At 65.8% G+C, this 20,638-nt stretch carries 20 protein-coding genes; 5 read left to right on the forward strand and 15 right to left on the reverse strand.

The features are described from left to right. Position 1: 1 nt before the first annotated feature. Positions 2-595, reverse strand: coding sequence for a hypothetical protein (locus tag EBS_RS03175; protein WP_052199249.1), 594 nt, complete (start codon positions 593-595; stop codon positions 2-4). Positions 596-639: 44 nt separating this feature from the next. After that, positions 640-1,515: an esterase/lipase family protein gene (locus EBS_RS03180; RefSeq protein WP_052199250.1), complete on the reverse strand. Its 876-nt coding sequence runs from the start codon at positions 1,513-1,515 to the stop codon at positions 640-642. Between the two features lie 232 nt (positions 1,516-1,747). On the opposite strand from EBS_RS03180, the gene EBS_RS03185 reads away from it, so the two are divergent. Beyond that, positions 1,748-2,257: a hypothetical protein gene (locus EBS_RS03185; RefSeq protein WP_043107277.1), complete on the forward strand. Its 510-nt coding sequence runs from the start codon at positions 1,748-1,750 to the stop codon at positions 2,255-2,257. A gap of 4 nt (positions 2,258-2,261) precedes the next feature. On the opposite strand, the gene EBS_RS03190 is transcribed toward EBS_RS03185, so the two are convergent. Further along, positions 2,262-2,999: a lysophospholipid acyltransferase family protein gene (locus tag EBS_RS03190; protein WP_043107278.1), complete on the reverse strand. Its 738-nt coding sequence runs from the start codon at positions 2,997-2,999 to the stop codon at positions 2,262-2,264. 1 nt (position 3,000) lies between these two features. Continuing rightward, complete coding sequence (locus EBS_RS03195; RefSeq protein WP_081999794.1) at positions 3,001-3,240, reverse strand: thioredoxin family protein; 240 nt, start codon at positions 3,238-3,240, stop codon at positions 3,001-3,003. A 230-nt stretch (positions 3,241-3,470) separates the two neighbouring features. Here EBS_RS03195 and EBS_RS03200 point away from each other — a divergent pair, with 230 nt between their 5' ends. Next, positions 3,471-4,298, forward strand: a complete 828-nt coding sequence (locus EBS_RS03200; RefSeq protein WP_148307626.1) for a hypothetical protein — start codon at positions 3,471-3,473, stop codon at positions 4,296-4,298. Between the two features lie 258 nt (positions 4,299-4,556). Continuing rightward, positions 4,557-5,333 (forward strand): hypothetical protein, encoded by a 777-nt coding sequence (locus tag EBS_RS14190; RefSeq protein WP_043107283.1) that lies wholly within the window; start codon positions 4,557-4,559, stop codon positions 5,331-5,333. Positions 5,334-5,363: 30 nt separating this feature from the next. Here the strand turns inward: EBS_RS14190 and EBS_RS03210 are convergent, their stop codons facing one another. The 8 genes from EBS_RS03210 to EBS_RS03245 form a co-directional block, all read right to left on the reverse strand. After that, complete coding sequence (locus EBS_RS03210; protein WP_043107285.1) at positions 5,364-5,636, reverse strand: GIY-YIG nuclease family protein; 273 nt, start codon at positions 5,634-5,636, stop codon at positions 5,364-5,366. Beyond that, positions 5,633-5,953, reverse strand: coding sequence for a hypothetical protein (locus EBS_RS03215; protein ID WP_043107287.1), 321 nt, complete (start codon positions 5,951-5,953; stop codon positions 5,633-5,635). Before EBS_RS03215 ends, EBS_RS03210 begins: the two co-directional genes overlap by 4 nt. A 67-nt stretch (positions 5,954-6,020) precedes the next feature. Then, positions 6,021-6,395 (reverse strand): hypothetical protein, encoded by a 375-nt coding sequence (locus EBS_RS03220; protein WP_043107290.1) that lies wholly within the window; start codon positions 6,393-6,395, stop codon positions 6,021-6,023. Positions 6,396-6,417: 22 nt separating this feature from the next. Beyond that, positions 6,418-6,750: a hypothetical protein gene (locus EBS_RS03225; RefSeq protein WP_148307627.1), complete on the reverse strand. Its 333-nt coding sequence runs from the start codon at positions 6,748-6,750 to the stop codon at positions 6,418-6,420. 120 nt (positions 6,751-6,870) lie between these two features. Beyond that, entirely contained in the window at positions 6,871-7,077 is a 207-nt protein-coding gene (locus EBS_RS03230; RefSeq protein WP_043107292.1) for a hypothetical protein, read from the reverse strand. Positions 7,078-7,109: 32 nt separating this feature from the next. Further along, the gene (locus EBS_RS03235; RefSeq protein ID WP_043107293.1) at positions 7,110-8,090 is read right to left on the reverse strand and encodes a ribonucleotide-diphosphate reductase subunit beta; all 981 of its coding nucleotides are present in this window, start codon (positions 8,088-8,090) and stop codon (positions 7,110-7,112) included. A gap of 186 nt (positions 8,091-8,276) precedes the next feature. Then, positions 8,277-9,491, reverse strand: a complete 1,215-nt coding sequence (locus EBS_RS03240) for a ribonucleotide-diphosphate reductase subunit beta (RefSeq protein ID WP_043107295.1) — start codon at positions 9,489-9,491, stop codon at positions 8,277-8,279. Between the two features lie 132 nt (positions 9,492-9,623). After that, positions 9,624-12,515 (reverse strand): ribonucleoside-diphosphate reductase subunit alpha, encoded by a 2,892-nt coding sequence (locus tag EBS_RS03245; protein WP_043107296.1) that lies wholly within the window; start codon positions 12,513-12,515, stop codon positions 9,624-9,626. A 530-nt stretch (positions 12,516-13,045) separates the two neighbouring features. On the opposite strand from EBS_RS03245, the gene EBS_RS14395 reads away from it, so the two are divergent. Further along, positions 13,046-13,591: a hypothetical protein gene (locus tag EBS_RS14395; RefSeq protein WP_070104713.1), complete on the forward strand. Its 546-nt coding sequence runs from the start codon at positions 13,046-13,048 to the stop codon at positions 13,589-13,591. A 151-nt stretch (positions 13,592-13,742) separates the two neighbouring features. Here the strand turns inward: EBS_RS14395 and EBS_RS03255 are convergent, their stop codons facing one another. Genes EBS_RS03255 through EBS_RS03265 form a run of 3 tightly spaced genes read right to left on the reverse strand, consistent with a single transcriptional unit; the run spans position 13,743 to position 17,584 of the window. After that, positions 13,743-15,446 (reverse strand): bifunctional protein-serine/threonine kinase/phosphatase, encoded by a 1,704-nt coding sequence (locus EBS_RS03255; protein WP_043107297.1) that lies wholly within the window; start codon positions 15,444-15,446, stop codon positions 13,743-13,745. A gap of 13 nt (positions 15,447-15,459) precedes the next feature. After that, positions 15,460-16,101: a TusE/DsrC/DsvC family sulfur relay protein gene (locus EBS_RS13845; protein ID WP_148307628.1), complete on the reverse strand. Its 642-nt coding sequence runs from the start codon at positions 16,099-16,101 to the stop codon at positions 15,460-15,462. Between the two features lie 10 nt (positions 16,102-16,111). Further along, positions 16,112-17,584: an MFS transporter gene (locus tag EBS_RS03265; protein ID WP_043107298.1), complete on the reverse strand. Its 1,473-nt coding sequence runs from the start codon at positions 17,582-17,584 to the stop codon at positions 16,112-16,114. Between the two features lie 445 nt (positions 17,585-18,029). Between EBS_RS03265 and nirB the strand changes: the two genes are divergently transcribed. Continuing rightward, the gene (nirB, locus tag EBS_RS03270) at positions 18,030-20,468 is read left to right on the forward strand and encodes a nitrite reductase large subunit NirB (protein WP_043107299.1); all 2,439 of its coding nucleotides are present in this window, start codon (positions 18,030-18,032) and stop codon (positions 20,466-20,468) included. The last annotated feature ends 170 nt before the right edge of the window (positions 20,469-20,638 follow it).

The raw sequence follows: 20,638 nt of genomic DNA on the forward strand, positions 1-20,638 counted from the left end.
TTCAGTCGCCCTTGTCTGTCTCCCCGGCCTCTTCGGCCAGGCGCAGGTGCGAGATGTCCGGCAGGTCCGCCGGTGGCGGCGGGGCGGCGCAATCTTCCAGGCTGAAGCTGCCGGGTTCCGACATCGACAGGCCGGACAGGTCGAATGCCGGTTCGGGGGCCTCCGGGCGTTCGTCGAGGGTCACGCCGGGGGCGTCCAGGCGCATCCAGCTGATGTCGCCGATGGGGGCAGGCTCCACCGACGGGGCGCAATCGGCAAGCGAGCCGGTGCGCGGCGGCAGCAGCTCGAAATCGGGGGCCTGGCTTGCCGACGGCTCCGGTGATGCCGCTGCCGGCACGGCGACCGTCCGCGGCTGCGGCGGTAGCGAGCCATGCGGCACGATGTCCACCAGGGCCCCGGCCTGGCGGAAGGCGGCGCGATAGCGCCCGGCCCTGTCCGCATCCACCCCGGCCTTCACGCGCATCGGCTTGCCGCTGAACAGGCGGTCGAGAGTGGCCTCGTCCATGGCGAACAGCCGACCCAGCATGAGGCGGGCGGCCTGCGGCGAGGTGTCGGGGAGCAGTTCCCCGCGAAAATAGATGTCGAACCTGTCCATGCCGGCGGGTGCTTCAGCCTCGATGGTGATTGATTCTAGCCCGGCTATCGCGTTCGGGACGTGATGGGCGTAACGGGACGACGGACAGCCGGGGAGGCGAGCAGGGCGGCCAGCACCCGGCCGTCGTGCGGCCCCAACCGGTGACCGGGAGGCGTGGTGTAGGCACGGGCGCGGGTGCCGATCGCCGGCACCTGGCGCATGTCCTGGCTGAAAGGTGGCACCAGGCGGTCACCGGGCAGGCGCAGGGTGCGGCCGCGGATCAGCGCGATGTACTCGATGTCGGGGTGTGGTTGCTGGTTGAGCCAGTACAGCAGGGTGCCGGGGCGCGCCGGGACCAGGTCCTGAAGCACTCCCCGGCTGGCGCGCAGGGTGTGGTAGAGGGGGTCTCCCAGGCGGCGTCGTACTTCCCAGCGGCGGATCTGCTGCAGGGGCGGCGGCCAGTCGTCGTCCACGGCATCGAGTGCCTGCAGGGCACGCCAGGTGCCGAGGTGCGGGGCGGCGATGGTGATCAGGCGCTGCACGCCTGCCGGCCGGTGGCGGACCAGGGTCATGCGTGCGACCACTCCACCGGCGGAATGCCCGACCAGGGTGATCGCGTCGCGGGGATGGCGGTGGTGGATCTCCTGCAGGTAGGCCGCCAGCCAGTCGGCCTGCACCACGATGGGCGCGAGAGACGGCAGCAGCACCGTGTACAGCGGCCGGCCGGGTCCCTTGTCGAGCGGAAAGTAGACAGGACCTTGTGGCGAGGGATGCCAGGTGCCGCGCAACACGTGGCCGTGGTCTTGCAGGGCCGCGATCACCCCGCTGTCGACCCAGGAGCGGTCGCTGCCGAGATAGCCGTGCACCAGCACGGTGACGTCTGCGCGCACCGGCAAGTTGGCCAGTAAACCCAGGAACAGGAGCCAAACCGCTTTTTTCATGGGGCGATTCACCACTTTGTGCGCCAGGGGCGGTTGCCTTGTAACTGCCGGTTCCACGGCGGATTTTCAAGTCGTTTCATAGAATATTCTGATGCACGGGCGACAAGTCGTCAGGTGTCAGAACAATCTATTGGGAACGTGCGCCCACCCCTCTATTCTTGGTAGTGACGTTACGCGCTGGACGGCAGGGTCTCTGTCGCTTTTCCAGCGGACCCCGAGAGGAGGGCAAACCATGAGACGGCGATTGTATTTTCTGCTGCCGGACATCGAATCGGCGAGGACCATCGAGCGTGAACTGCTGCTTGCCAAGGTGGAGGACCAGCACTTGCACTTCCTTGCCCGCGAGGGCATCCAACTGGGCACCCTGCACGTGGCCAACCTGTTGCAGCGTTCCGATCTGTTGCACGGCATGGGCATCGGCATGGTCGCCGGCGGCGTGACCGGAGCGGTGGTGGGCTTCCTGGTCTCGGCCACCGAGACCGGTGCGGCTCTGGGGCTGGGCAGCGTGCTGATCCTGGCTACCCTGGGAGCGCTGGTGGGTACCTGGGCCTCGGGCATGATCGCTGTGGGCATCCCCAATACCCGGTTGCGGCGTTTCCAGAACGCATTGGAACAGGGGCGCATCCTGCTGATGGTGGACGTGCCGCCGAGGCGGGTGCGCGAGATCCGCAAGCTGATCCTGTCGCGGCATCCCGAGGCCCTGGCAGGCGGCCAGGATGTGCACATACCGGCCTTCCCCTGAGCATTCATTCCAGGTAGCGGGCCTGCCAGTCCAGATAGCGTTGCTGCACGGCCTGGCAGTAGTCCGCCTTGTCGGTGAAGTCACGCGGGTCGATCGCATCGAACAGGTGGTAGTTGGCCACCGGGTTGGTGGCGCGCATGATCTGCCAGAGCTTGAGCGGCAGGGACTCGCGGTCCCAGAAGAAATCCCGCTGCGCCTCGTAGTGGATGAAAACCGGCACGATGGGGATGCCGGTCTCCAGCGAGACGGCAAAGGCGCCATAGCGGAATTCGTGTACGCGCATGCCCTTCACCCCGCCCTCGGGATAGAGCGCCATGCTGCGCCCGCCGCGCAGGTGACGGGCGATGGCCTTGGCAGCGTGCCGGCGTGACTCCTGCGAGTCGCGTTCGACATAGAGGGTGCCGGCTGCGGCGCTGATGCGACCGACCAGGAACCAGTGACGCACCTCGTGCTTGGCCAGGCTGTCCACGTCGAACAGGGCCGGGATGCCGACATCCTCGAAGGCGGAAGGATGGTTGGCGATCAGCAGGAATACCGGCGGCAACGGATGCAGGTTGTGCTGGTGCAGCCGCAGCCGCACCCCCAGTGCCGCCACCCAGACCCGACTCCAGTAGCGGAACAGCGAGCGGTAGGCCGGTCGCGGAAAGGGGGTGAACGACAGCAGCCAGAGCAGCAGGGTCAGGGGCACGAGTTCGGCCCAGCCGGCGGCCATGCCCAGGGCGCGTGCCAGCGAGCGGAACATCTCAGGCCTGCAACAGGTGCAGGATCTGGCGCCGCGACCTGGCACCCAGCCCGGCGCGCTGGATCCGGCCATGCTCGATCAGCAGCAGGCTGGGAGTGGCACGCACGCCCAGTTCTCTGGCCAGTTCCCGGTCCTCGCCGAGATCGATCTTGATGATGGGATAGCCCTCCTCGCGCAGCTGGTCGATGATGGGCGTCATGCTGCGGCAGGGCGGGCAGGCGCCCGTGTAACAGTAGATCAGGACACGCTCGGGGTAGTTGCGTCAGTTCGGGGATGCGCCCGGACAGGCCATCCACCTGGCGACCGCGCATCGATTGGGTGGAAAGCCACATATAGGCCATGTAGGCCCCCCAGGCGAGCACCACCCCGCCCACGATGTAGATCTCGTCAAGTCCATACTCCTTCTACTCCTGTGGTGGATCTGCCGTCTTCGCGGCATGCATGGTCAATTACAGGTCAAGCCCGCGCGGAATGCCAGCGTGGTTTTCCCTGGCTTTCGTCATGATGGCCGTATCCGGCTTCAAGTTCGTCGCCCTGCCGTCGATAGGAAAGGGAGACGATGACAGGAGCGATGGTGTGGATCTGAGCGATTGGCAGATGCCGATGGCGGTGCTGGGCCTGTTGCTGGCCTTGCTGTTGAGTGCAGGGCTGGTCAACCGATACCACCAGTACCGGGCGGCCCAGCGCGCCCTGTTGCGCGCCCTGGTGCAGCAGGTGCAGGGGCTGGAGCAGGCCCTGGATGTCCTGGCGCAGGTGCCCATCGGGCGCGCGTTGCGCAGTGCCCTGCGTGCCCGGATTCACGGGCTCTACCAGCACATCCGTGCCATCCATCGGGACTATCCCGAGATCGACCACCTGCTGGAAGTCGCGGCGGCGAAAATACAGGCCGACGGCGGGGTGGCCGAGGGGCGGGTACCGACGATCGAAGGCGAGGCGCACTTCCGAAAGCTGCTGTCCGCCATCGATCGCCTGATCGGCGAGCTGCGCGGCGTGCCGGCGACCCCGCAACAGCGCCAGCAGTGGCGCGTGGAGCTGCTGGAGCGACGTGCCGAGGTGCTGACGCGTCATCACATCGTCCAGGCACATCGCCAGCAGAAGGAAGGGCGGCGGCAGGACGCCATCGCGTACTTGCAGCACCTGCTGGGCGAGCTGCAACGGCGGGGGCCCGATACCGAGTTCGTGCGTGCCCTCTACGAGGAGGCCGATACCCTTTACCAGCGCCTGTTGCAGGGCAAGTCACTGGAGAAGGACGACCCGGAAGGCGACGATCAGCGGGCGGACCAGTCGTCGGCGGCCTGACGCAGCGCGCTCTCGAATAGCCGGGCGGCCCTGTGGCTCACGGGATCGGCGACCGGCTCGGCGGAGGCTTGCCCTTCCCGGCGCTTCTCGACCGGGACCGGCATGCTGGCGCAGGGTGATGTTGGTGATTTCCGGCGCGTCAAACCTCACCAGAACCCCTCGGGTCGATCTTCCCCGGACGGCTGTGCTGCCGGCGGGGGAGGACTTGCTTGGAATTCCCTTTAAAGAATGGGTGGGGTGCTGCCGAAAACACCGGGCATGGAAACACCGAAAAGCGACACCCTGGAGGTCAACCTGCGCGGGCGGATCCTGCTCGGTGCCGCGCGTCACGGCGTGCGCGATCCGCGGCGGGTGGCCGTGCTGGCGCGCGCCATCGTTGCGGTGGTGGAGCATTGCCACCCCGAGGAGCGTCCCTCCTTGCGCCAGCTCGAGCCCCTGCTCACCGAACAGCTCGCCCTGCTCGAGGCGGCGCTGGTGAATGCACGGGCGCAGGAAGCCCCGGCGTTGGCCGTCGCGGCGCCAGTCGCGGCACAGACGGCCGGACCCGAGGACGAGGCCTCCGAGACGGCCGAAGAGCCCCCGCGAGGTTTGCGTCGCCGTACCCTCAAGGGCAAGGGGCACACCGTGGTCGCCAAGAGCATGGAAGAGAAGTTGCGCGAAGGCCGGCAGCCGGTGCAGGAGCTGCTGCGCAACGATTGCGTGCAGCTGGGCCTGATCGACCGCAAGCAGGTCGAGCGCCTGATCCGCGGCATGCTCGGCAAGCAGCCCGAGGTGGCCGAGCAGGACGTGGTCGAGGTGTTGCGCCAGATCCTCCAGGACCAGGTCAAGGGCATCATCCGACGCCTCAAGGGCGGCCCCTGGGCTACGCCGCAGGCCCAGGAAGAGATGCGCCAGGACATCCATCATGCGCGCTCGGTGCGCGTCATCCTCATGCTTGCCCGCCAGGTCATCAAGGAGCGCCGGGCCTGGGAGAAGAAACACGGCAAGGGGTTGTTCGGCGGCCTGTTCGGTGGACGCCGGGGACTGGGCGGATAGTGGTTGCGCGGTTGCGCGAAGGCGCGTCGATTACTCCGGCAAGGGCAGGTCGCCGGCGACCAGCGCCTCCTTGGCGGCGCGTTTCAGGCGTTTCACCCGGTGTTCGATGCGCAGGGCGCGCGAGCGGTCGCCCACGGGACGGCTGTAGACCAGCTCAAGCGGGCCGCGACCGCGCAGGCGGCGGGCTCCTCGGTTATGGCGGTGTTCGTCCAGGCGGCGCTGCACGTCGGTGGTGATGCCGGTGTAGAGGCTGCCGTCGGCACAGCGGATCAGGTACAGGTGCCACAGGGGGCCGGGGCTCATGGGTTCTCGTTCACGTCCAGATAGCCGCGCTGGATGGCGGCCTCCAGGGCCTTGGCGGCGGCGACCAGTTCATCATAGCGCAGCCGCCGCTGGTGCAGTGACTTGATCTGCTGGTCGTCCGGCAGCTTGCCGCCGGCCTGGTTGGCGATGTCCAGAAGGGCCTTGAGGTACTGGCCGCGCGCCTCGGCCACCATGCGCTGCATGGGCTCGAGATCACTGATGCTCAACGAAGGGATCATCGGGTTGAGCGTGTCCCGGTTGATGACCCGCATCTGTTGCTCGAAGGCGAGCAGCATGCGGCTGGTTTCAGTGGTCATGGCCGATGTCTCCGTCAATGGTTGGCTGCCCGGTTTATCGGCCGCCGACCAGAGGACTTGAGCGGGGTCAGGTGGTGAGCGCCCGGCGCATCTCCCCGGTGTCCAGCGGCAGGGGCAGCACCGCGTGGATGTCGAACAGGGCAGTCAGCTTGTCCACGTGCGGCCGGTCCTGGGGGCCGGCGAGCACGATCACCCGGGCATCGGGGGCGTACTTGCGCTGGCTGTGCAGGAACACGTCCAGGTTGCTGACATTGATGCCGGCATAGTTGTTGCCGTAGCCGTAGAAGAATTCCGCCACTACCCAGTCGGGCGCCTCTTTCTTGAGGTGGGCGATGGCCTTGCGTTGGCTGGTGAACTTCAGCTCGCGCAGTCCCAGCCTACGGTAGAGATCGGACAGGTCCGGATGGGCGGGGGATTCGATGATCGAATACAGCAGGGTCATCCTCGTCTCGTGGGCTGGTGCTTCACACGAGGAAATAGGATACCAGCAGCAGCGCGCCCAGGACGCCCAGCACGATGGCCGAGTTGCGCCAGTTTACATAGTTGAGAAAGGCCGGGTTGGTGTGTGGCACCACCACCGCGAGCACCGCGCCGATCAGGCAGCCACCGCCCCCCACCAGCAGGGCCTGTTGCACGAAGGCGCGCTTGAGCCGGAAGGAGCCGGTGATGCCGCCGCTGATGGTCTCGAACTTGTTGGCCAGGGCCGGTTCGGCCAGCAGACCGATGCCGGCGAGCAGGAACAGCAGGGCAAGGGTGGAAAACGGTTTCACGCGGAAAGGGTGTTTGTACGGGTACATGCCGTCTGTGTCGGCCGCTGGCATGGCGACTTGAGTCCGGGTCTTCGATGCCTTGTAGAAGACAAGAAAAAGCCGCGCCAGGCGCGGCAAGAGGTACGGCTTTATGGTTGTGTCTTGGGCCTATGCTTGCTCGGTCAGGTGTGTGGAGCCGGCGCTGAAGCGGTAGCGTTCCCCGATGCGTCGGGGCGACTCGGAGACGGCTTCGTTGCGTCGGCTCACCGTGTGCCGGGTGCCGCAGGCAGGGCACTCGTACCAGGTCTGGCGGGTGTGCAGTTCGATGATCTCGTCGGTCTGGTTCGTGGGCTGCTGACAGTGTGGGCAGTGCATGGTCGTCTCCGCATCAGGTGTGGCATGCAGGTTCAGGTCGGGTCGATCTCCCCTGCTGGCCTGGTCAGCCAGCCCAGGGGGTCTCGGGCATCCGGGCAGGGCTCGGGCAGGCGCAGTGCACGGCAGCAGGCGTTGGCGGTAAAGCGCAGGTGCTCTTCAAGCATTGGCGCGTTCAGGCCGAGCAGGCCGCGCGGCTGGCTGTCGTAGGCGTACTCGGTGGCGAGCTCCAGGGCCTCCCGGATGCAGGCAAGCAAGGTCTCCGGCAGGGGCTGTTCCTGATAGGGCCGGGCCTTGTCGCGCAACTGCTCGTACAGGGCGAGTTCGAACGCGAGGTGTGCGCTGGCGTCGCGGTACGCGTTGCCAAAGAGGGTGGTGATGCCCGACAAGCCGGCCTGCCGGGCCAGGGCCAGTCCCTGCAGCAGGGCCGGGGTCAGCAGTACACCGCCGAAGGCCACGCGTTTCACCAGGCGGGTGAGAGGGCGATCGTCCAGGTGGCGCCGGTTCTGCCAGTCGTCCATGCGGTGTATCACCGGCAAGGGCTCGAGCGCGCTCAGGGGAAGGTTCAATGCCCAGACCAGGCGCCGGCAGGCCAGGGTGCGGCGGGTCTCGGCGATGGTCTGCAACTGCCGGTAGCGCGCGTAGTCCGCATTCTGGAGCCGGGGCGGCGCGGGAGTGGTCTCGTCGAGGTACAACAGTGTGGCCAGGGCGTGCCCGAGCAGGGCGTGCTCGTCTTCACCCGGCGGGTTCGCGGCGCGCCAGTGTCGGGCGTCCTCGTTGAGAGGCACCGCGGCAGGGTGCCAGGTCTGCTGGCGGGCCTGCTCGAGGTGTGGCTGTATCCAGGGCTGCTTGCCGCGCAGCCAGATCGTCTCGTCCTGCGCCCCCGGATCGGCGATACCCTCGCCGTGACGAGAAGGGGGAAGGGGATAGAGCGTGCAGGCTGCCCGTTCTCCTCCAGGTGCCGACAGCCGGGAGGACAGGTGCCGGATGGCGGTCAGTGTGTCCCTGTTCAGCATGGGCGGTGCTCCCCGTGGCTTGCGGGCGGATGCTGCTTGCTCGGGTGGGTCTGGTGCCAGAGTGACCCCGATCCCCCTGGGTGGTGGTCGAGGACGGCGGAAGCCTGTCGCGCGGGAGTTCCCGGGGCCCCTCCGGTATGGATCGTCATGGAGTGCTTGTCTCCGTCGGCCGACGTGACTGCGAGCTCAATCCCACTTCAGTGCGCCGCCGGTCTGGTACTCGGTGACGCGGGTTTCGAAGAAGTTCTTCTCCTTGCGCAGGTTGGCCTGCTCGTCCAGCCAGGCGAGCGTGGGGTCGGCGCCGGGGTAGGGCTCCTCCAGGCCGAGGTTGCGCGCGCGCCGGTTGGCGATAAAGCGGTACTGGCTGATGTGGTCTTCCTTGCTGTAGCCCAGGATGGGGTCACGCAGGATGTAGCCGGCATAGGTGGCCTCGGCCGCCTCGCACTCTTCCCACATCTCCTTCAGCGCCTTCGGGTCGGGCTGGATGTCTTCCTCGAGCATGATCTGCTTGGCCACGCGGATGCCGAAGGAGGCATGCAGCACCTCGTCGCGCATGATGTATTGCAACTGCTCGGCGGTGCCCTTCATCAGGCCGCGGCGTTGCAGGGCAAAGATGGGCGAGAAGCCGTTGTAGAACCAGCAGCCCTCGAAGACGCCGGCGAAGAAGATATAGGCCATCAGGAAGTTGTGCAGCTCGTCCCGGTCGTTGAGATCGATGTCCGGACGCAGGATGGAGTTCAGGCGCCGGTTGGCGAGCTGGATCTTGCCGTTGATCTCGGGCACCACGCGGTAGCGGTTGTAGATCTCGCTCTGGTCCAGACCAATGGACTCGATGCAGTGCTGGTAGGTCCAGGTGTGCAGGGATTCCTCGTACACCTGGCGGGCCTGGTAGATCTGCAGCTCGGGAGCGGACATCTTCTCCATCACCGCCAGGCCGATGTTGCGCATGGCAAGGATGTCGGAGGTGGTCAGGTAGGCGAGCACGTTCTCGTACACGTGACGCTCCTCGAGCGTCAGCTTGTGGTGATAGTCGTGCACGTCCTGGTTCATGTTGATGTCCAGCGGCGTCCAGTGGTTGCGGTTGGCGTTGAGGAAGTATTCCCAGGCCCAGGGATACTTGAAGGGTGCCAGCTGGTTGATGTCGGTCAGGCCGTTGACCACCCGCTTGTCGTCCGGGTTGACCGGCTTGAGGTCGGCAGGGGCCGGCGCGTGCAGCGGCTGACCGTGGACCTCGGCCTCGATGCCGGACAGGGCGGTGCTCGCCGGTGCGGCAGGCGTGGGTTCGGCGGCGGACTGTGCCTCCAGCGGGTTGGCCTGCGGCGGCAGTTCACGCTCGGCGGCCGGCTGTTGCGTTTCGGTGCTCGGCTGGATCGGTGCCAGCGGGTCGTCCCAGTTCAACATGTGTTCGGTCTCCTTCGTGGGGCCCCCTCCCGGCCTCCCCCGCAAGCGGGGGAGGGGAAGCGGTCTCGGTTTCTGTTCCTCCCGGCCCCCCGCGAGCGGGGGAGGGGGGGAGGTCGTCTCGTCTTTCGCGGATTACTGGCAGGCCTCGCAGTCCGGGTCGAGGATGCTGCAGGCCTTGGGTGCGGCGCTGCCGGCTGTCAGCCCGGTGCTGCCGGCGGCGTTCAGGGTGCCGACCGGCCCCTTGTCGATGGTGGACTTCTCGACGTGGGTGGCGCCCATGGAACGCAGGTAGTAGGTGGTCTTGAGTCCGCGAAGCCAGGCCAGCTTGTAGAGGTTGTCGAGCTTCTTGCCCGAGGGTTCGCCCATGTAGAGGTTGAGGCTCTGCGACTGGTCGATCCACTTCTGGCGGCGGGCACCGGCCTCGACCAGCCAGCGCGGGTCGATCTCGAAGGCCGAGGCATACAGCTGCTTGAGGTCCTCGGGGATGCGGTCGATGGGCTGTACCGAACCGTCGTAGTACTTGAGGTCGTTGATCATCACCTCGTCCCACAGGCCGCGTTCCTTCAGGTCGCGCACCAGGTAGGGGTTGACCACCGTGAACTCGCCCGACAGGTTCGACTTGACGAACAGGTTCTGGTAGGTCGGCTCGATCGACTGGCTCACCCCGCAGATGTTGGAGATGGTGGCGGTGGGCGCGATCGCCATGGTGTTGGAGTTGCGCATGCCGACCGTCTTCACCCGCTCGCGCAGGCGGTCCCAGTCGAGGCGGGCGCTGGTGTCCGTCTGCAGGCACTGGCCGCGTTCCTCGGCCAGCAGGCGCAGCGAGTCGATGGGCAGGATGCCCTGGCTCCACAGCGAGCCCTCGAAGGTGGAGTAGCGGCCGCGCTCCTCGGCCAGGTCGGTGCTCGCCTGGATGGCGAAGTAGCTGACCGCCTCCATCGAGGTGTCGGCGAACTCCACCGCCTCCATGCTGGCATAGGGCAGGCGCAGCTTGTACAGCGCGTCCTGGAATCCCATGATGCCCAGCCCTACCGGGCGGTGGCGCAGATTGGAATTGCGTGCCTGCGGCACCGAGTAGTAGTTGTACTCGATGACGTTGTCGAGCATGCGCATGGCGGTGGAGATGGTCTTCTCCAGCTTGGCCATGTCCAGCCCCTCGCCCTCGATCACGTGCGCGGCGAGGTTCACCGAACCCAGGTTGCACACCGCGATCTCGCGCTCGTTGGTGTGCAGGGTGATCTCGGTGCACAGGTTGGACGAATGCACTACGCCCTGGTGCTGGTTGGTGTAGCGGATGTTGCACGGATCCTTGAAGGCGATCCACGGATGCCCGGTCTCGAACAGGGCGCCGAGCATCTTGCGCCACAGGTCGTTGGCGCGCACCTTGCGGCAGACCTTGAGCTCGCCGCGTTCAGCCTTTTCCTCGTAGCGCAGGTAGGCCTCTTCGAAGGCGCGGCCGGTCAGGTCGTGCAGGTCAGGCACCTCGTCGGGCGAGAACAGGGTCCAGTCGCCGTCCTCGGCCACCCGCTTCATGAAGAGGTCCGGGATCCAGTTGGCGGTGTTCATGTCGTGGGTGCGGCGGCGTTCGTCGCCGGTGTTCTTGCGCAGCTCGAGGAAGTCCTCGATGTCCACGTGCCAGGTCTCGAGATAGGCGCAGACCGCGCCCTTGCGCTTGCCGCCCTGGTTGACCGCGACCGCGGTGTCGTTGGCCACCTTGAGGAAGGGCACCACGCCCTGGCTCTTGCCGTTGGTGCCCTTGATGTGGGCGCCCATGCCGCGTACCTGGGTCCAGTCGTTGCCCAGGCCGCCGGCGAACTTGGACAGCAGGGCGTTGTCGCGGATGGCGCTGTAGATGCCGTCCAGACCGTCGGGCACGGTGGTGAGATAGCAGCTCGAGAGCTGCGGGCGCAGGGTGCCCGAGTTGAACAGGGTGGGCGTGCTGCTCATGAAGTCGAAGGAAGACAGCAGCTCGTAGAACTCGATGGCCCGTTCTTCACGGTCGATCTCGTTGATCGCCAGGCCCATGGCCACGCGCATGAAGAAGGCCTGCGGCAACTCGAAGCGGGTGTCGTCGTGGTGGATGAAGTAACGGTCATAGAGCGTCTGCAGGCCCAGGTAGGTGAACTGCAGGTCGCGCTCGGGCTTGAGCGCACGGCCCAGGCGCTCGAGGTCGTACTGGCACAGGCGCGAGTCCAGCAGTTCCAGCTCGGCGCCGCGCGCGATGTAGGCAGCGAAATACTCGCTGTAGACTTTGCTCATGTCGGCCTGGGTGGCGATGTCGGTGTCCAGGTCGAGGAAGCCCAGGGCCTCGCGGCGCAGGATATCCATCAGCAGGCGCGCGGCGGCCTGCGAATAGTTGGGTTCCTGGTCGATCAGCGTGCGTGCACTCATCACCAGGGCGCGCGAGACGTCTTCTTCCTTCACGCCATCGAACAGGTTGCGACAGGTGTCGTCGAGGATGGCGTCGGCGGAGACGCCCTCGAGGTCCTCGCAGGCTTCGCCCACCAGGGCGCGCAGCCGCGCCACGTCCAGCGGCCGGGTGCTGCCGTCGGCCAGGGTGACGTTGACGATGTGCTCCTCTTCCGGCTGGCCGGCGGCCGCCTCTTCGGCGCGCTTGCGGGCCTGCTCCTCGCGATACAGCACGTAGGCGCGCGCCACCTTGTGCTCGCCGGCGCGCATCAGGGCCAGCTCGACCTGGTCCTGGATGTCCTCGATGTGCACCGTACCGCCGTCCGGGTTGCGCCGGTGCAGGGCGTCCACCACCTGGCGAGTGAGACTGTCCACCGTCTCGCGGATGCGGCTGGAGGCCGCGGCACTGTTGCCCTCGACGGCGAGGAAGGCCTTGGTCAGGGCGATCGCGATCTTGCTGCCGTCGAAGGCGGTGACCTTGCCGTTGCGTCGGATCACGCGCAGGTCACTGGCGGTGGCGACCGGCGGCTCGGGCGGGGCGGCAGTGTCGGTGACGACGGGGCCGGTGGCAATGCCTTCGGCAATGGCGGAATCAATGGTCGCGTCTGTGCCCATGAGGCTCCTCCTGAAAATTAAGTCTCGGCTGCGTTCTGATCGTGGTGCGGGGCGGTCGCCTTGCGCGACGGGAAGAGAGGTACGGCTCACCCTGGGGGCACAATATATACGCTCATCAGGCGCTGTCAATAACAATATCTTGTGTATATAAGCTGTGGAAAACTGTGGGGCGACTGTGGATAACAAGGGGAGAAAAGGCAAAAAGGGCCGCCCTTTCAGCGACTTGGCACCACCTGGACCCAACGGATCAGAAAAACACCATATATTGGGGTTCCGGAGCTTTCGGGGCACAAGATCGGCGGCATCCATCCCTGTCATCCCCTTTTGCCCATCGCGCCTCGACAGATTGCCTGTCAACCGATCCCCCGGCCCGGCGTTGTCCTGAGTAACCCGGGTTGCAAGGCCCCTCCGGCCCAGTTCCCCCGCATGCAGGGGAGGTCAATCGACTGGAGTGTCCCTCCCCGCTTGCGGCGGAGGCCAGGAGGGGGAAAACGTTTTTTCGAACACCGAAATTTCAGGAGATCATCGAAATGAACAGCAAGGCATATGGATTGATGGGGCTGGTCCTGTGGGGCATGGCCGCAGGCAGCGCGCTGGCCGCCGACTTCGGCGACCGCGTGGAAGACCGCCTGGACCGTCGTGGCGACCGGATCGAACAACGGCTGGACCTGCGCGGGGACCGCATCGAACAGGCGCTGGATGTCCGAGGGGACCGCATCGACGCCCGTCTCGACCGCAAGGGCGAGCGCATCAACGACCGTCTCGACCGCAAGGCCGAGTGGCTGGAATCCCGGGGCAGGTACCGCGCCGCTGAATACCTGGACCGCAAGGGCGACCGCATCGAGGAGCGGCTGGATCGGCGCGGTGACCGCATCAACGCCCGGCTCGATCGCAAGGGCGAACGCATCAATGCCCGCCTGGATCGCCGTGGCGCGCGCATCGATCGTCGCCTGGACCGTGCCGGCCAGCGTTTCGATCGTCGTTGGGACCAGGCTCATCGTGGGGGGCACCACACTATGAAGACCGTTCGTCCCGGAGGTCGTCCCATGAATGCACGCATGGCACCTCGCCGCTGAACGGCTACCGGCTTTCTCTCCCCTGGCAACGGGCTTTCGACCGCGGCTTCGGCCGCGGTTTTTTCTGCCGAATGTTCGCGACGGGGAGGCCGCTCCTGCCAGGCCTTTTTCGCACACCCTGTCAGGGGGCAGGCAGGGGACTGTTTCCCAGTTACCGTGCCAACAGCAGATAAAGCAACACCAGATTCCCCACCGCCAGCAGCGCGCTCAGTCCCTTCCAGAACCCCAGCGGGTTGCGCTCGACCAAGGGGCGCTGGTGTTCCTCGCTGAAGGCCGGGTTGGGGTGGGAGAGGTCGTAGAGGAATTCCGACATGGTCTCGTAGCGCTTGTTCGGGTTGGGGTGCACGGCCTTGCGCAGGGCGCCGTCGACCCAGGGCTGGAGCTTGTCGTTGTACTGGCGCGCGGAGATGTAGTGCAGCTTGCTGGCGGGGCGGGGGCGTTCGCTGTGGCTGTAGGGCAGCTTGCCGGTGAGCAGTTCGTAGGCGATCACGCCCAGCGAGAAGATGTCGGAGCGGTTGGAGTAGTCGCCGTTGATGCATTCGGGCGCGGTGTAGTCCACGGTGCCTTCGACGTGGTCTTCGATGCGGCTGGCGATCTCGCGGGTGCCGGCGACGCGGGTGGAGCCGAAGTCGATGATCTTGAGCACGCCCTGAGCGTCGATGAGGATGTTCTCGGGCTTGAGGTCGAGGTGCACCATCTCTAGGCGGTGAAAGGCGCGCAGTCCCTCGACGATCTGGCTGAGGTATTCGCGCGCGGTGTTGATGTGGGTCTGCGGGTGGTCCTCGATCCACTGGCGCAGGGTCTGGCCTTCGATGTACTCGGAAATGTTGTACAGGAAGCGCCGCTTGGGGGTGTCGAGCAGGCGCGCCACATGCGGATTGTTGATGCGCCGTCCCACCCATTCCTCGTGCAGGAAGCCCTCGAGGTGGGTCGGGTCGTCCTGGAAGTTGACCGAGGGGGTCTTGAGGATGACCTTCTCGCCGGTCTCGGTGTCGCGCGCCAGATAGACCTCGCTGCGCGCCGAGGCGTGCAGGGCGCGCAGGATCTCGTAGTTGTCGATGCGGTTGCCCGGTGACAGGGGCGGCGGGAAGGGCAGTTCGCGGATCTGTTGCAGGATGTCGTCTTCGGTGTGGGTCGGCAACGTGAGCACCCGCAGCAGCTGGCAGGTGACGTTGTCTTGGGAGCCCGCGCGCAGGGCCTCTTCCATGATGCGCTGGGCGCACACCTGCAGGTTGTCGCCGTGTTCGCGCAGCAGTTCGCGCAGGCGGTTGTCGGTGACATAGCCGGTGACGCCATCGGTGGTGAACAGGAAGATGTCGCCCGGTTCCACGGCCAGCGAACGGTAGTCGATGTCGACATGGGCGTCGATGCCCATGGCGCGCGAGAGGAAGTCGCGATCCTTTGACACCCAGACCCGATGGTCGCGGGTGAGCTGTTCGAGTTCGCCATCGCGGAACAGGTACAGGCGCGAGTCGCCGACGTGCAGCACGTGCGCGGTGTGCGACTTGATGACCAGCCCGGTAAAGGTGGTGACCATGCCGCGCGCCGTGTCGTAGCGCCGCTGGCCCTGCGACCACAGCCAGCGGTTGAGCGCGCCGAGGACCTTGGTGGCCGAGGTCTTGACCGTCCAGGAGTCCGGGGTGCTGAAGTAGTCGTCGAGAAAGGCGCGCACGCAGGTCTGTGCGGCTTCCACCCCGCCCTCGGAGCTGCTCATGCCGTCGCAGATGGCCGCGGCGATCCCCTTGTTCTCCAGCGCCGCGCCCTCGGGCACCAGGGCATCGGCCGCGTCGGCGTTCTCTTCCTTGTTGCCCTTTTCGGTGACGGCGGCGTAGTCGATCTCGAGCTTGCGCGGCATGATGGTCCTGTTCTCAGTGCTCGCCCTTGGTGCGCAACAGGCCGGCCAGGCGGTTGCCCTGCTTCTGCGGGCCGCCGTTGGGGAAGATCTGGTGCAGGTAGCGGTTGCTGCCCCTGTCGCGGTCCCAGACCTTGCGGAAATGCCTGATCATGTCGCGCACCGTGCATTGGACGTGCTTCTGATTGTAGAAGTCACGCAGGAAGTAGATCACTTCCCAGTGTTCCTCGGTCAGTTCCAGGCCTTCCTTTTCGGCCAGGGCGCGGGCGAAGCCCTCGCTCCATTCGTCGGGGCGGACGATGTAGCCCTCGGAGTCGGTCTCGATGCGACGGCCATCGACCACCACGTGGTCGATCTGCATGCTGGGGTAGGCGATGCTGCCGCCACCGATGCCCGAGGGCGCGCCCTGGCGCCGCCCGGCCTGGGCGTCGGAGAGCAGGGTGAGGGTCAGCCGGGGCGCCAGGGGGCCGCGATACAGGCAGCGCCCGGCGTTGAGCAGTTCGATCTGTTCACCGGGCTCGCCGTTGATGTGGATCTCGCCGTTCTCGTCGGTCTGCACCGCGATCTCCATGAAGCCTCCCCCGCGGGTGAGGGTGAGCGGCAGGCGGCGAGCCGGACGGCCGGCGCTGTCGAGCAGTACGCGGATGGTCGTGGACATGGGCGACTCCTTACTTGACATCGATCATCTGGACGCTGCCGTCGGGCATGACCTCGGCCATGGCGCCTGCCGGTTCTTCCAGCACGAACAGGATCAGCGTCAGCACCGCGCCCGATACCATGCCGATGAACAGGAAGAACTGGTCGTAGTCGAGCAGCGAGTTGACGGTGAGGAACAGCACCGCGCCGACGTTGCCGAAGGCACCGGCCATGCCGGCGATCTGGCCGGTCATGCGGCGCTGGATCAGCGGCACCATGGCGTACACCGCGCCCGAGCCGGCCTTGGAGAAGATGCCACCGAGGATGGTGAAGGCGACCACCATCCACACCGGCCATTCCCGGTCCACCAGGCCCAGTACCAGGAAGCTGGCGGTAATGCCGGCAAAGGTGATGATCAGGGTGAGCTTGCGGCCGATGCGGTCGCTCAGCCAGCCGCCGCCGGGGCGTGCAAACAGGTTCAGGAAGGGATAGATGCCCGCCAGTACCGCCGCGGTGACCTTGGGCAGCCCGAACCAGTCCACGTAGAACATGGCCAGCATGGAGACCACGGCCAGCTCGGTACCGAAGGTGACGAGATAGGCCCAGTCCAGCACCGCCACCTGCTTGAACTTGTAGCGGTACAGTTCCGGAACCGGTTCCTTCAGCACGTGCCGGTTCATGTGCCAGACCTTCCAGCTCTGGGCGAGGAAGATCGCCGCCAGCACGCCGTAGATCAGGTCGGTGGCGGCCCAGTCGATGAGCCCCATCCTTGCCGGCGAAAGTTTCCAGGTGAGCAGTGCCAGCGCCAGATACAGGGGGATGTTCATCAGGATGTAGAGCGCCAGGTCGCCGGGGCTGGTGACTTCCATGGCGCCGCTCTTCTTGGGCTTGAAGTAGGTGGAGCCCTTGGGGGTGTTGCGTACCGAAAAGTAATAGAGGAAGCCGTAGGCGATGGCCACCAGGCTGGCGGTGGTGAAGGCCCAGCGCCAGCCGTCTTCACCGCCCACGCCGCTGGCAATGAATGGCAGGGTGAGCGCTGCGCCGGCCGAACCGAAATTGCCCCAGCCGGCATAGATGCCCTGTGCGATGCCCGTCTGGCGCGCGGGGAACCATTCGCCGATCATGCGGATGCCCACCACGAAGCCGGCGCCGATGAAGCCCGAGAGAAAACGCAGCAACGCCAGCTGCTGGTAGCTGTCCGCCCAGGCGAAGGTGATGCTGATGGCCCCGCCGAGGATCAGGATGGTGGCGAACAGGATGCGTGGCCCGTACGTGTCCACCAGCATGCCGACGATGATGCGCGCCGGAATGGTCATGGCCACGTTGAGGATCAGCAGTACCTTGGCCTGCTGGTCGGAGAGCTGCAGGGCCTCCTTGATGAAGGGCATCATCGGACCCAGGCCCAACCACACCACGAAGGTGAGGAAGAAGGCGAGCCAGGTCAGGTGCAGGATGCGGATCTTGCCATCCTTCAGGTCGAACAGGTTGAGCTTGAGTTCGGACATCGTGTGTGCTCCATGGCTACAGCGTGCTACTGGGGTAAAGCAGGACGCGTGCCAATGAGAAAATGGGCAGTGCCCGTGTGGGAATTCCCCGATGGGACCGTAATTCGGTATTTCCGAATACGGCGAAATGGTGCGTGATGCGGCGATTCCGCACCAGCATGGTGCGAAACCGCGGTGCGTTGGCCGGGTGTCCGGGGTGTTTGCGACCTTCCGAACAACGGCGCATTTCCCCTCCTTCCCGTACTGGGGCGGTTGCCTTTGCCACCGCCCGGCCTTCCGCGCAAGCGGGGCAGGGACTTGAGTCGGTGATTCCTTCTGTTTGATGAGACGGTGTCGGGTCAGGGCGAATCGGGTGCAAGACCGGTTCTGACGGTTGGCATGCCTCTTGCTCGCATACTTTGTAACAGCCGGCATGAGCGGCACGAGAACATTCTGCGAGGTAGGCATGAAGGAAAGACTGGTACTGGTAGGCAACGGCATGGCGGGTGTGCGCACCCTGGAAGAGCTGCTCAAGCTCGATCCGGAGTGCTACGAGATCACGGTGTTTGGCGCCGAGCCGTATCCCAACTACAACCGCATCATGCTCTCCCCGGTGCTGGCCGGTGAGAAGACCCTCTCCGACATCATTCTCAATGATCGCGACTGGTACGAGAGCAACGGCATCACCCTGCACACCGGCGACCCGGTGGTGCGCATCGACCGCGCCGCTCGCAAGGTCATCACCGAGAGCGGCCTCGAGGCCGAATACGACCGCCTGCTGCTGGCGACCGGTTCCAATCCCTTCATCATCCCGGTGCCGGGACACGACAAGGAGGGCGTGATCGGTTTTCGCGACGTTGCCGACGTGGACACCATGCTCGAGGCCAGCAAGCGCTACCAGAAGGCAGTGATCATCGGCGGCGGCCTGCTGGGCCTGGAGGCGGCCAACGGCCTGATGAAGAACGGCATGGATGTCACCGTGGTGCACCTGATGGACATCCTCATGGAGCGCCAGCTCGACCGGCCCGCCGCCGAGCTGCTCAAGCAGTCGCTCGAGGAGCGCGGCATGACGTTCCTGATGGAGACCCAGACCGCCGAGATCCTCGGTGAGGATCGCGTCAGCGGGCTGAAACTCGCCGACGGCTCCGAGATCGAGGCCGACCTGGTGGTGATGGCCGTCGGCATCCGCCCCAACATCGCGCTGGCGCAGGCCGCCGGCATCCACTGCGAGCGCGGCATCGTGGTGGACGACACCATGCAGACCTATGACCCGCGCATCTATGCCGTGGGCGAATGCGTGCAGCACCGGGGCCTGACCTACGGCCTGGTGGCGCCGTTGTTCGAGCAGGCCAAGGTGGCAGCCAACCATCTGGCGCAGCTCGGTTTCGCCCGCTACGAGGGCTCGGTGACTTCCACCAAGCTGAAGGTCACCGGCATCGACCTGTTCTCCGCCGGCGAGTTCAACGAGCAGGAAGGCGACGAGACCCTGGTGCTCCAGGACCCGGCCGCTGGCGTCTACAAGAAGCTGGTGGTGCGCGACAACCGCATCAAGGGCGCGGTGCTCTACGGCGACACCATGGACGGCACCTGGTACTTCCAGCTGCTGCGTGATGGCACCGACATCTCGGCCTTCCGTTCCACCATCCTGTTCGGCCAGCACGACCTGGGCGATGCCGGCCACGGCGACGAGACCCGGGTGGCGGAGCTGTCCGACGACGCCGAGATCTGCGGCTGCAACGGCGTGTGCAAGGGCGAGATCATCGACGCCATCATCACCAAGGGGCTGTTCACCCTGGACGACGTGAAGGCGCACACCAAGGCGGCCAGCTCCTGTGGTTCCTGTACCGGCCTGGTCGAGGCCATCCTCGCCAGCACCGTGGGCGAGGGTTACGATGCCACCCCGAGCGAGAAGCCACTGTGCGGTTGCACCGAGTACAGCCACGACGAGGTGATCACCGGCATCAAGGAGCACCAGCTCAAGACCATGGATGCGGTGCGCTCCTTCTTCGAATGGAAGAACCCCGACGGCTGCGCCGCCTGCCGTCCTGCGCTCAACTACTACCTGCTGGCCAACTGGCCAGGCGAATACCACGACGACCCGCAGTCGCGCTTCATCAACGAGCGTGCCCACGGCAACATCCAGAAGGACGGTACCTACTCGGTGGTGCCACGCATGTTCGGCGGCCTGTGCACGCCCGCCGAGCTGCGTGCCATCGCGGACGTGGCCGAGAAGTACCAGGTGCCCGAGATGAAGGTCACCGGCGGCCAGCGTATCGACCTGTTCGGTATCAAGAAGGAGGACCTGCCGGCGGTCTGGAAGGATCTCTCCGAGGCCGGCTTCGTCTCCGGCCACGCCTATGGCAAGGCGATGCGCACGGTCAAGACCTGTGCCGGCAAGAACTGGTGCCGCTTCGGTACCCAGGACTCCACCGGCCTGGGCGTCAAGCTCGAGGAACTCACCTGGGGATCGTGGATGCCGCACAAGTTCAAGCTGGCCGTCTCGGGCTGCCCACGCAACTGTGCCGAGGCCACCATCAAGGACTTCGGCGTGGTCTGTGTCGACTCCGGCTACGAGCTGCACGTCGGCGGCAACGGCGGCATCAAGGTGCGGGTGACCGACCTGCTCTGCAAGGTCGAGACCGAAGAGGAAGTGCTCGAATACTGCGGCGCCTTCGTCCAGAAGTACCGCGAAGAGGCGCACTACCTCGAACGCACCGCGCCCTGGGTCGAGCGCGTGGGCCTGGACTACATCAAGCAGGCGATCGTCGAGGACGAGGCCCAGCGCAAGGCCCTGTACGAACGCTTCAAGTACAGCCAGCAGTTCGCGCAGATCGACCCCTGGAAACAGCGCGCCGAAGGCGAGGAAGCGAACGAATTCCAGCCGATCAAGATCACGGCTGCATGATCTTGGGGCAACCACAGAGGGCACAGAGCACACAGAGACAACCAGATCGAAAGGGTGTCGGTTGGTGTTTGGGAGGTTGGGCATATTGCTCCGTATCCAAGCTGCAACTTTCAATTTCTCTGTGATCTCTGTGTTCTCTGTGGTGAAGAGATAAAGAACGAATCAACGAG

It is taken from the genome of endosymbiont of unidentified scaly snail isolate Monju (assembly GCF_000801295.1).
In the GTDB taxonomy this organism is placed as follows: Bacteria; Pseudomonadota; Gammaproteobacteria; order Chromatiales; family Chromatiaceae; genus MONJU.

Excerpts from the sequence above, each read along its gene's own strand:
- EBS_RS03175 (WP_052199249.1), bottom strand. The coding sequence starts at position 595 with ATGGACAGGTTCGACATCTATTTTCGCGGGGAACTGCTCCCCGACACC.
- EBS_RS03180 (WP_052199250.1), bottom strand. The coding sequence starts at position 1,515 with ATGAAAAAAGCGGTTTGGCTCCTGTTCCTGGGTTTACTGGCCAACTTG.
- EBS_RS03185 (WP_043107277.1), top strand. The coding sequence starts at position 1,748 with ATGAGACGGCGATTGTATTTTCTGCTGCCGGACATCGAATCGGCGAGG.
- EBS_RS03190 (WP_043107278.1), bottom strand. The coding sequence starts at position 2,999 with ATGTTCCGCTCGCTGGCACGCGCCCTGGGCATGGCCGCCGGCTGGGCC.
- EBS_RS03200 (WP_148307626.1), top strand. The coding sequence starts at position 3,471 with ATGCCAGCGTGGTTTTCCCTGGCTTTCGTCATGATGGCCGTATCCGGC.
- EBS_RS14190 (WP_043107283.1), top strand. The coding sequence starts at position 4,557 with ATGGAAACACCGAAAAGCGACACCCTGGAGGTCAACCTGCGCGGGCGG.
- EBS_RS03210 (WP_043107285.1), bottom strand. The coding sequence starts at position 5,636 with ATGAGCCCCGGCCCCCTGTGGCACCTGTACCTGATCCGCTGTGCCGAC.
- EBS_RS03215 (WP_043107287.1), bottom strand. The coding sequence starts at position 5,953 with ATGACCACTGAAACCAGCCGCATGCTGCTCGCCTTCGAGCAACAGATG.
- EBS_RS03220 (WP_043107290.1), bottom strand. The coding sequence starts at position 6,395 with ATGACCCTGCTGTATTCGATCATCGAATCCCCCGCCCATCCGGACCTG.
- EBS_RS03225 (WP_148307627.1), bottom strand. The coding sequence starts at position 6,750 with ATGTACCCGTACAAACACCCTTTCCGCGTGAAACCGTTTTCCACCCTT.
- EBS_RS03230 (WP_043107292.1), bottom strand. The coding sequence starts at position 7,077 with ATGCACTGCCCACACTGTCAGCAGCCCACGAACCAGACCGACGAGATC.
- EBS_RS03235 (WP_043107293.1), bottom strand. The coding sequence starts at position 8,090 with ATGCTGAACAGGGACACACTGACCGCCATCCGGCACCTGTCCTCCCGG.
- EBS_RS03240 (WP_043107295.1), bottom strand. The coding sequence starts at position 9,491 with ATGTTGAACTGGGACGACCCGCTGGCACCGATCCAGCCGAGCACCGAA.
- EBS_RS03245 (WP_043107296.1), bottom strand. The coding sequence starts at position 12,515 with ATGGGCACAGACGCGACCATTGATTCCGCCATTGCCGAAGGCATTGCC.
- EBS_RS14395 (WP_070104713.1), top strand. The coding sequence starts at position 13,046 with ATGAACAGCAAGGCATATGGATTGATGGGGCTGGTCCTGTGGGGCATG.
- EBS_RS03255 (WP_043107297.1), bottom strand. The coding sequence starts at position 15,446 with ATGCCGCGCAAGCTCGAGATCGACTACGCCGCCGTCACCGAAAAGGGC.
- EBS_RS13845 (WP_148307628.1), bottom strand. The coding sequence starts at position 16,101 with ATGTCCACGACCATCCGCGTACTGCTCGACAGCGCCGGCCGTCCGGCT.
- EBS_RS03265 (WP_043107298.1), bottom strand. The coding sequence starts at position 17,584 with ATGTCCGAACTCAAGCTCAACCTGTTCGACCTGAAGGATGGCAAGATC.
- nirB (WP_043107299.1), top strand. The coding sequence starts at position 18,030 with ATGAAGGAAAGACTGGTACTGGTAGGCAACGGCATGGCGGGTGTGCGC.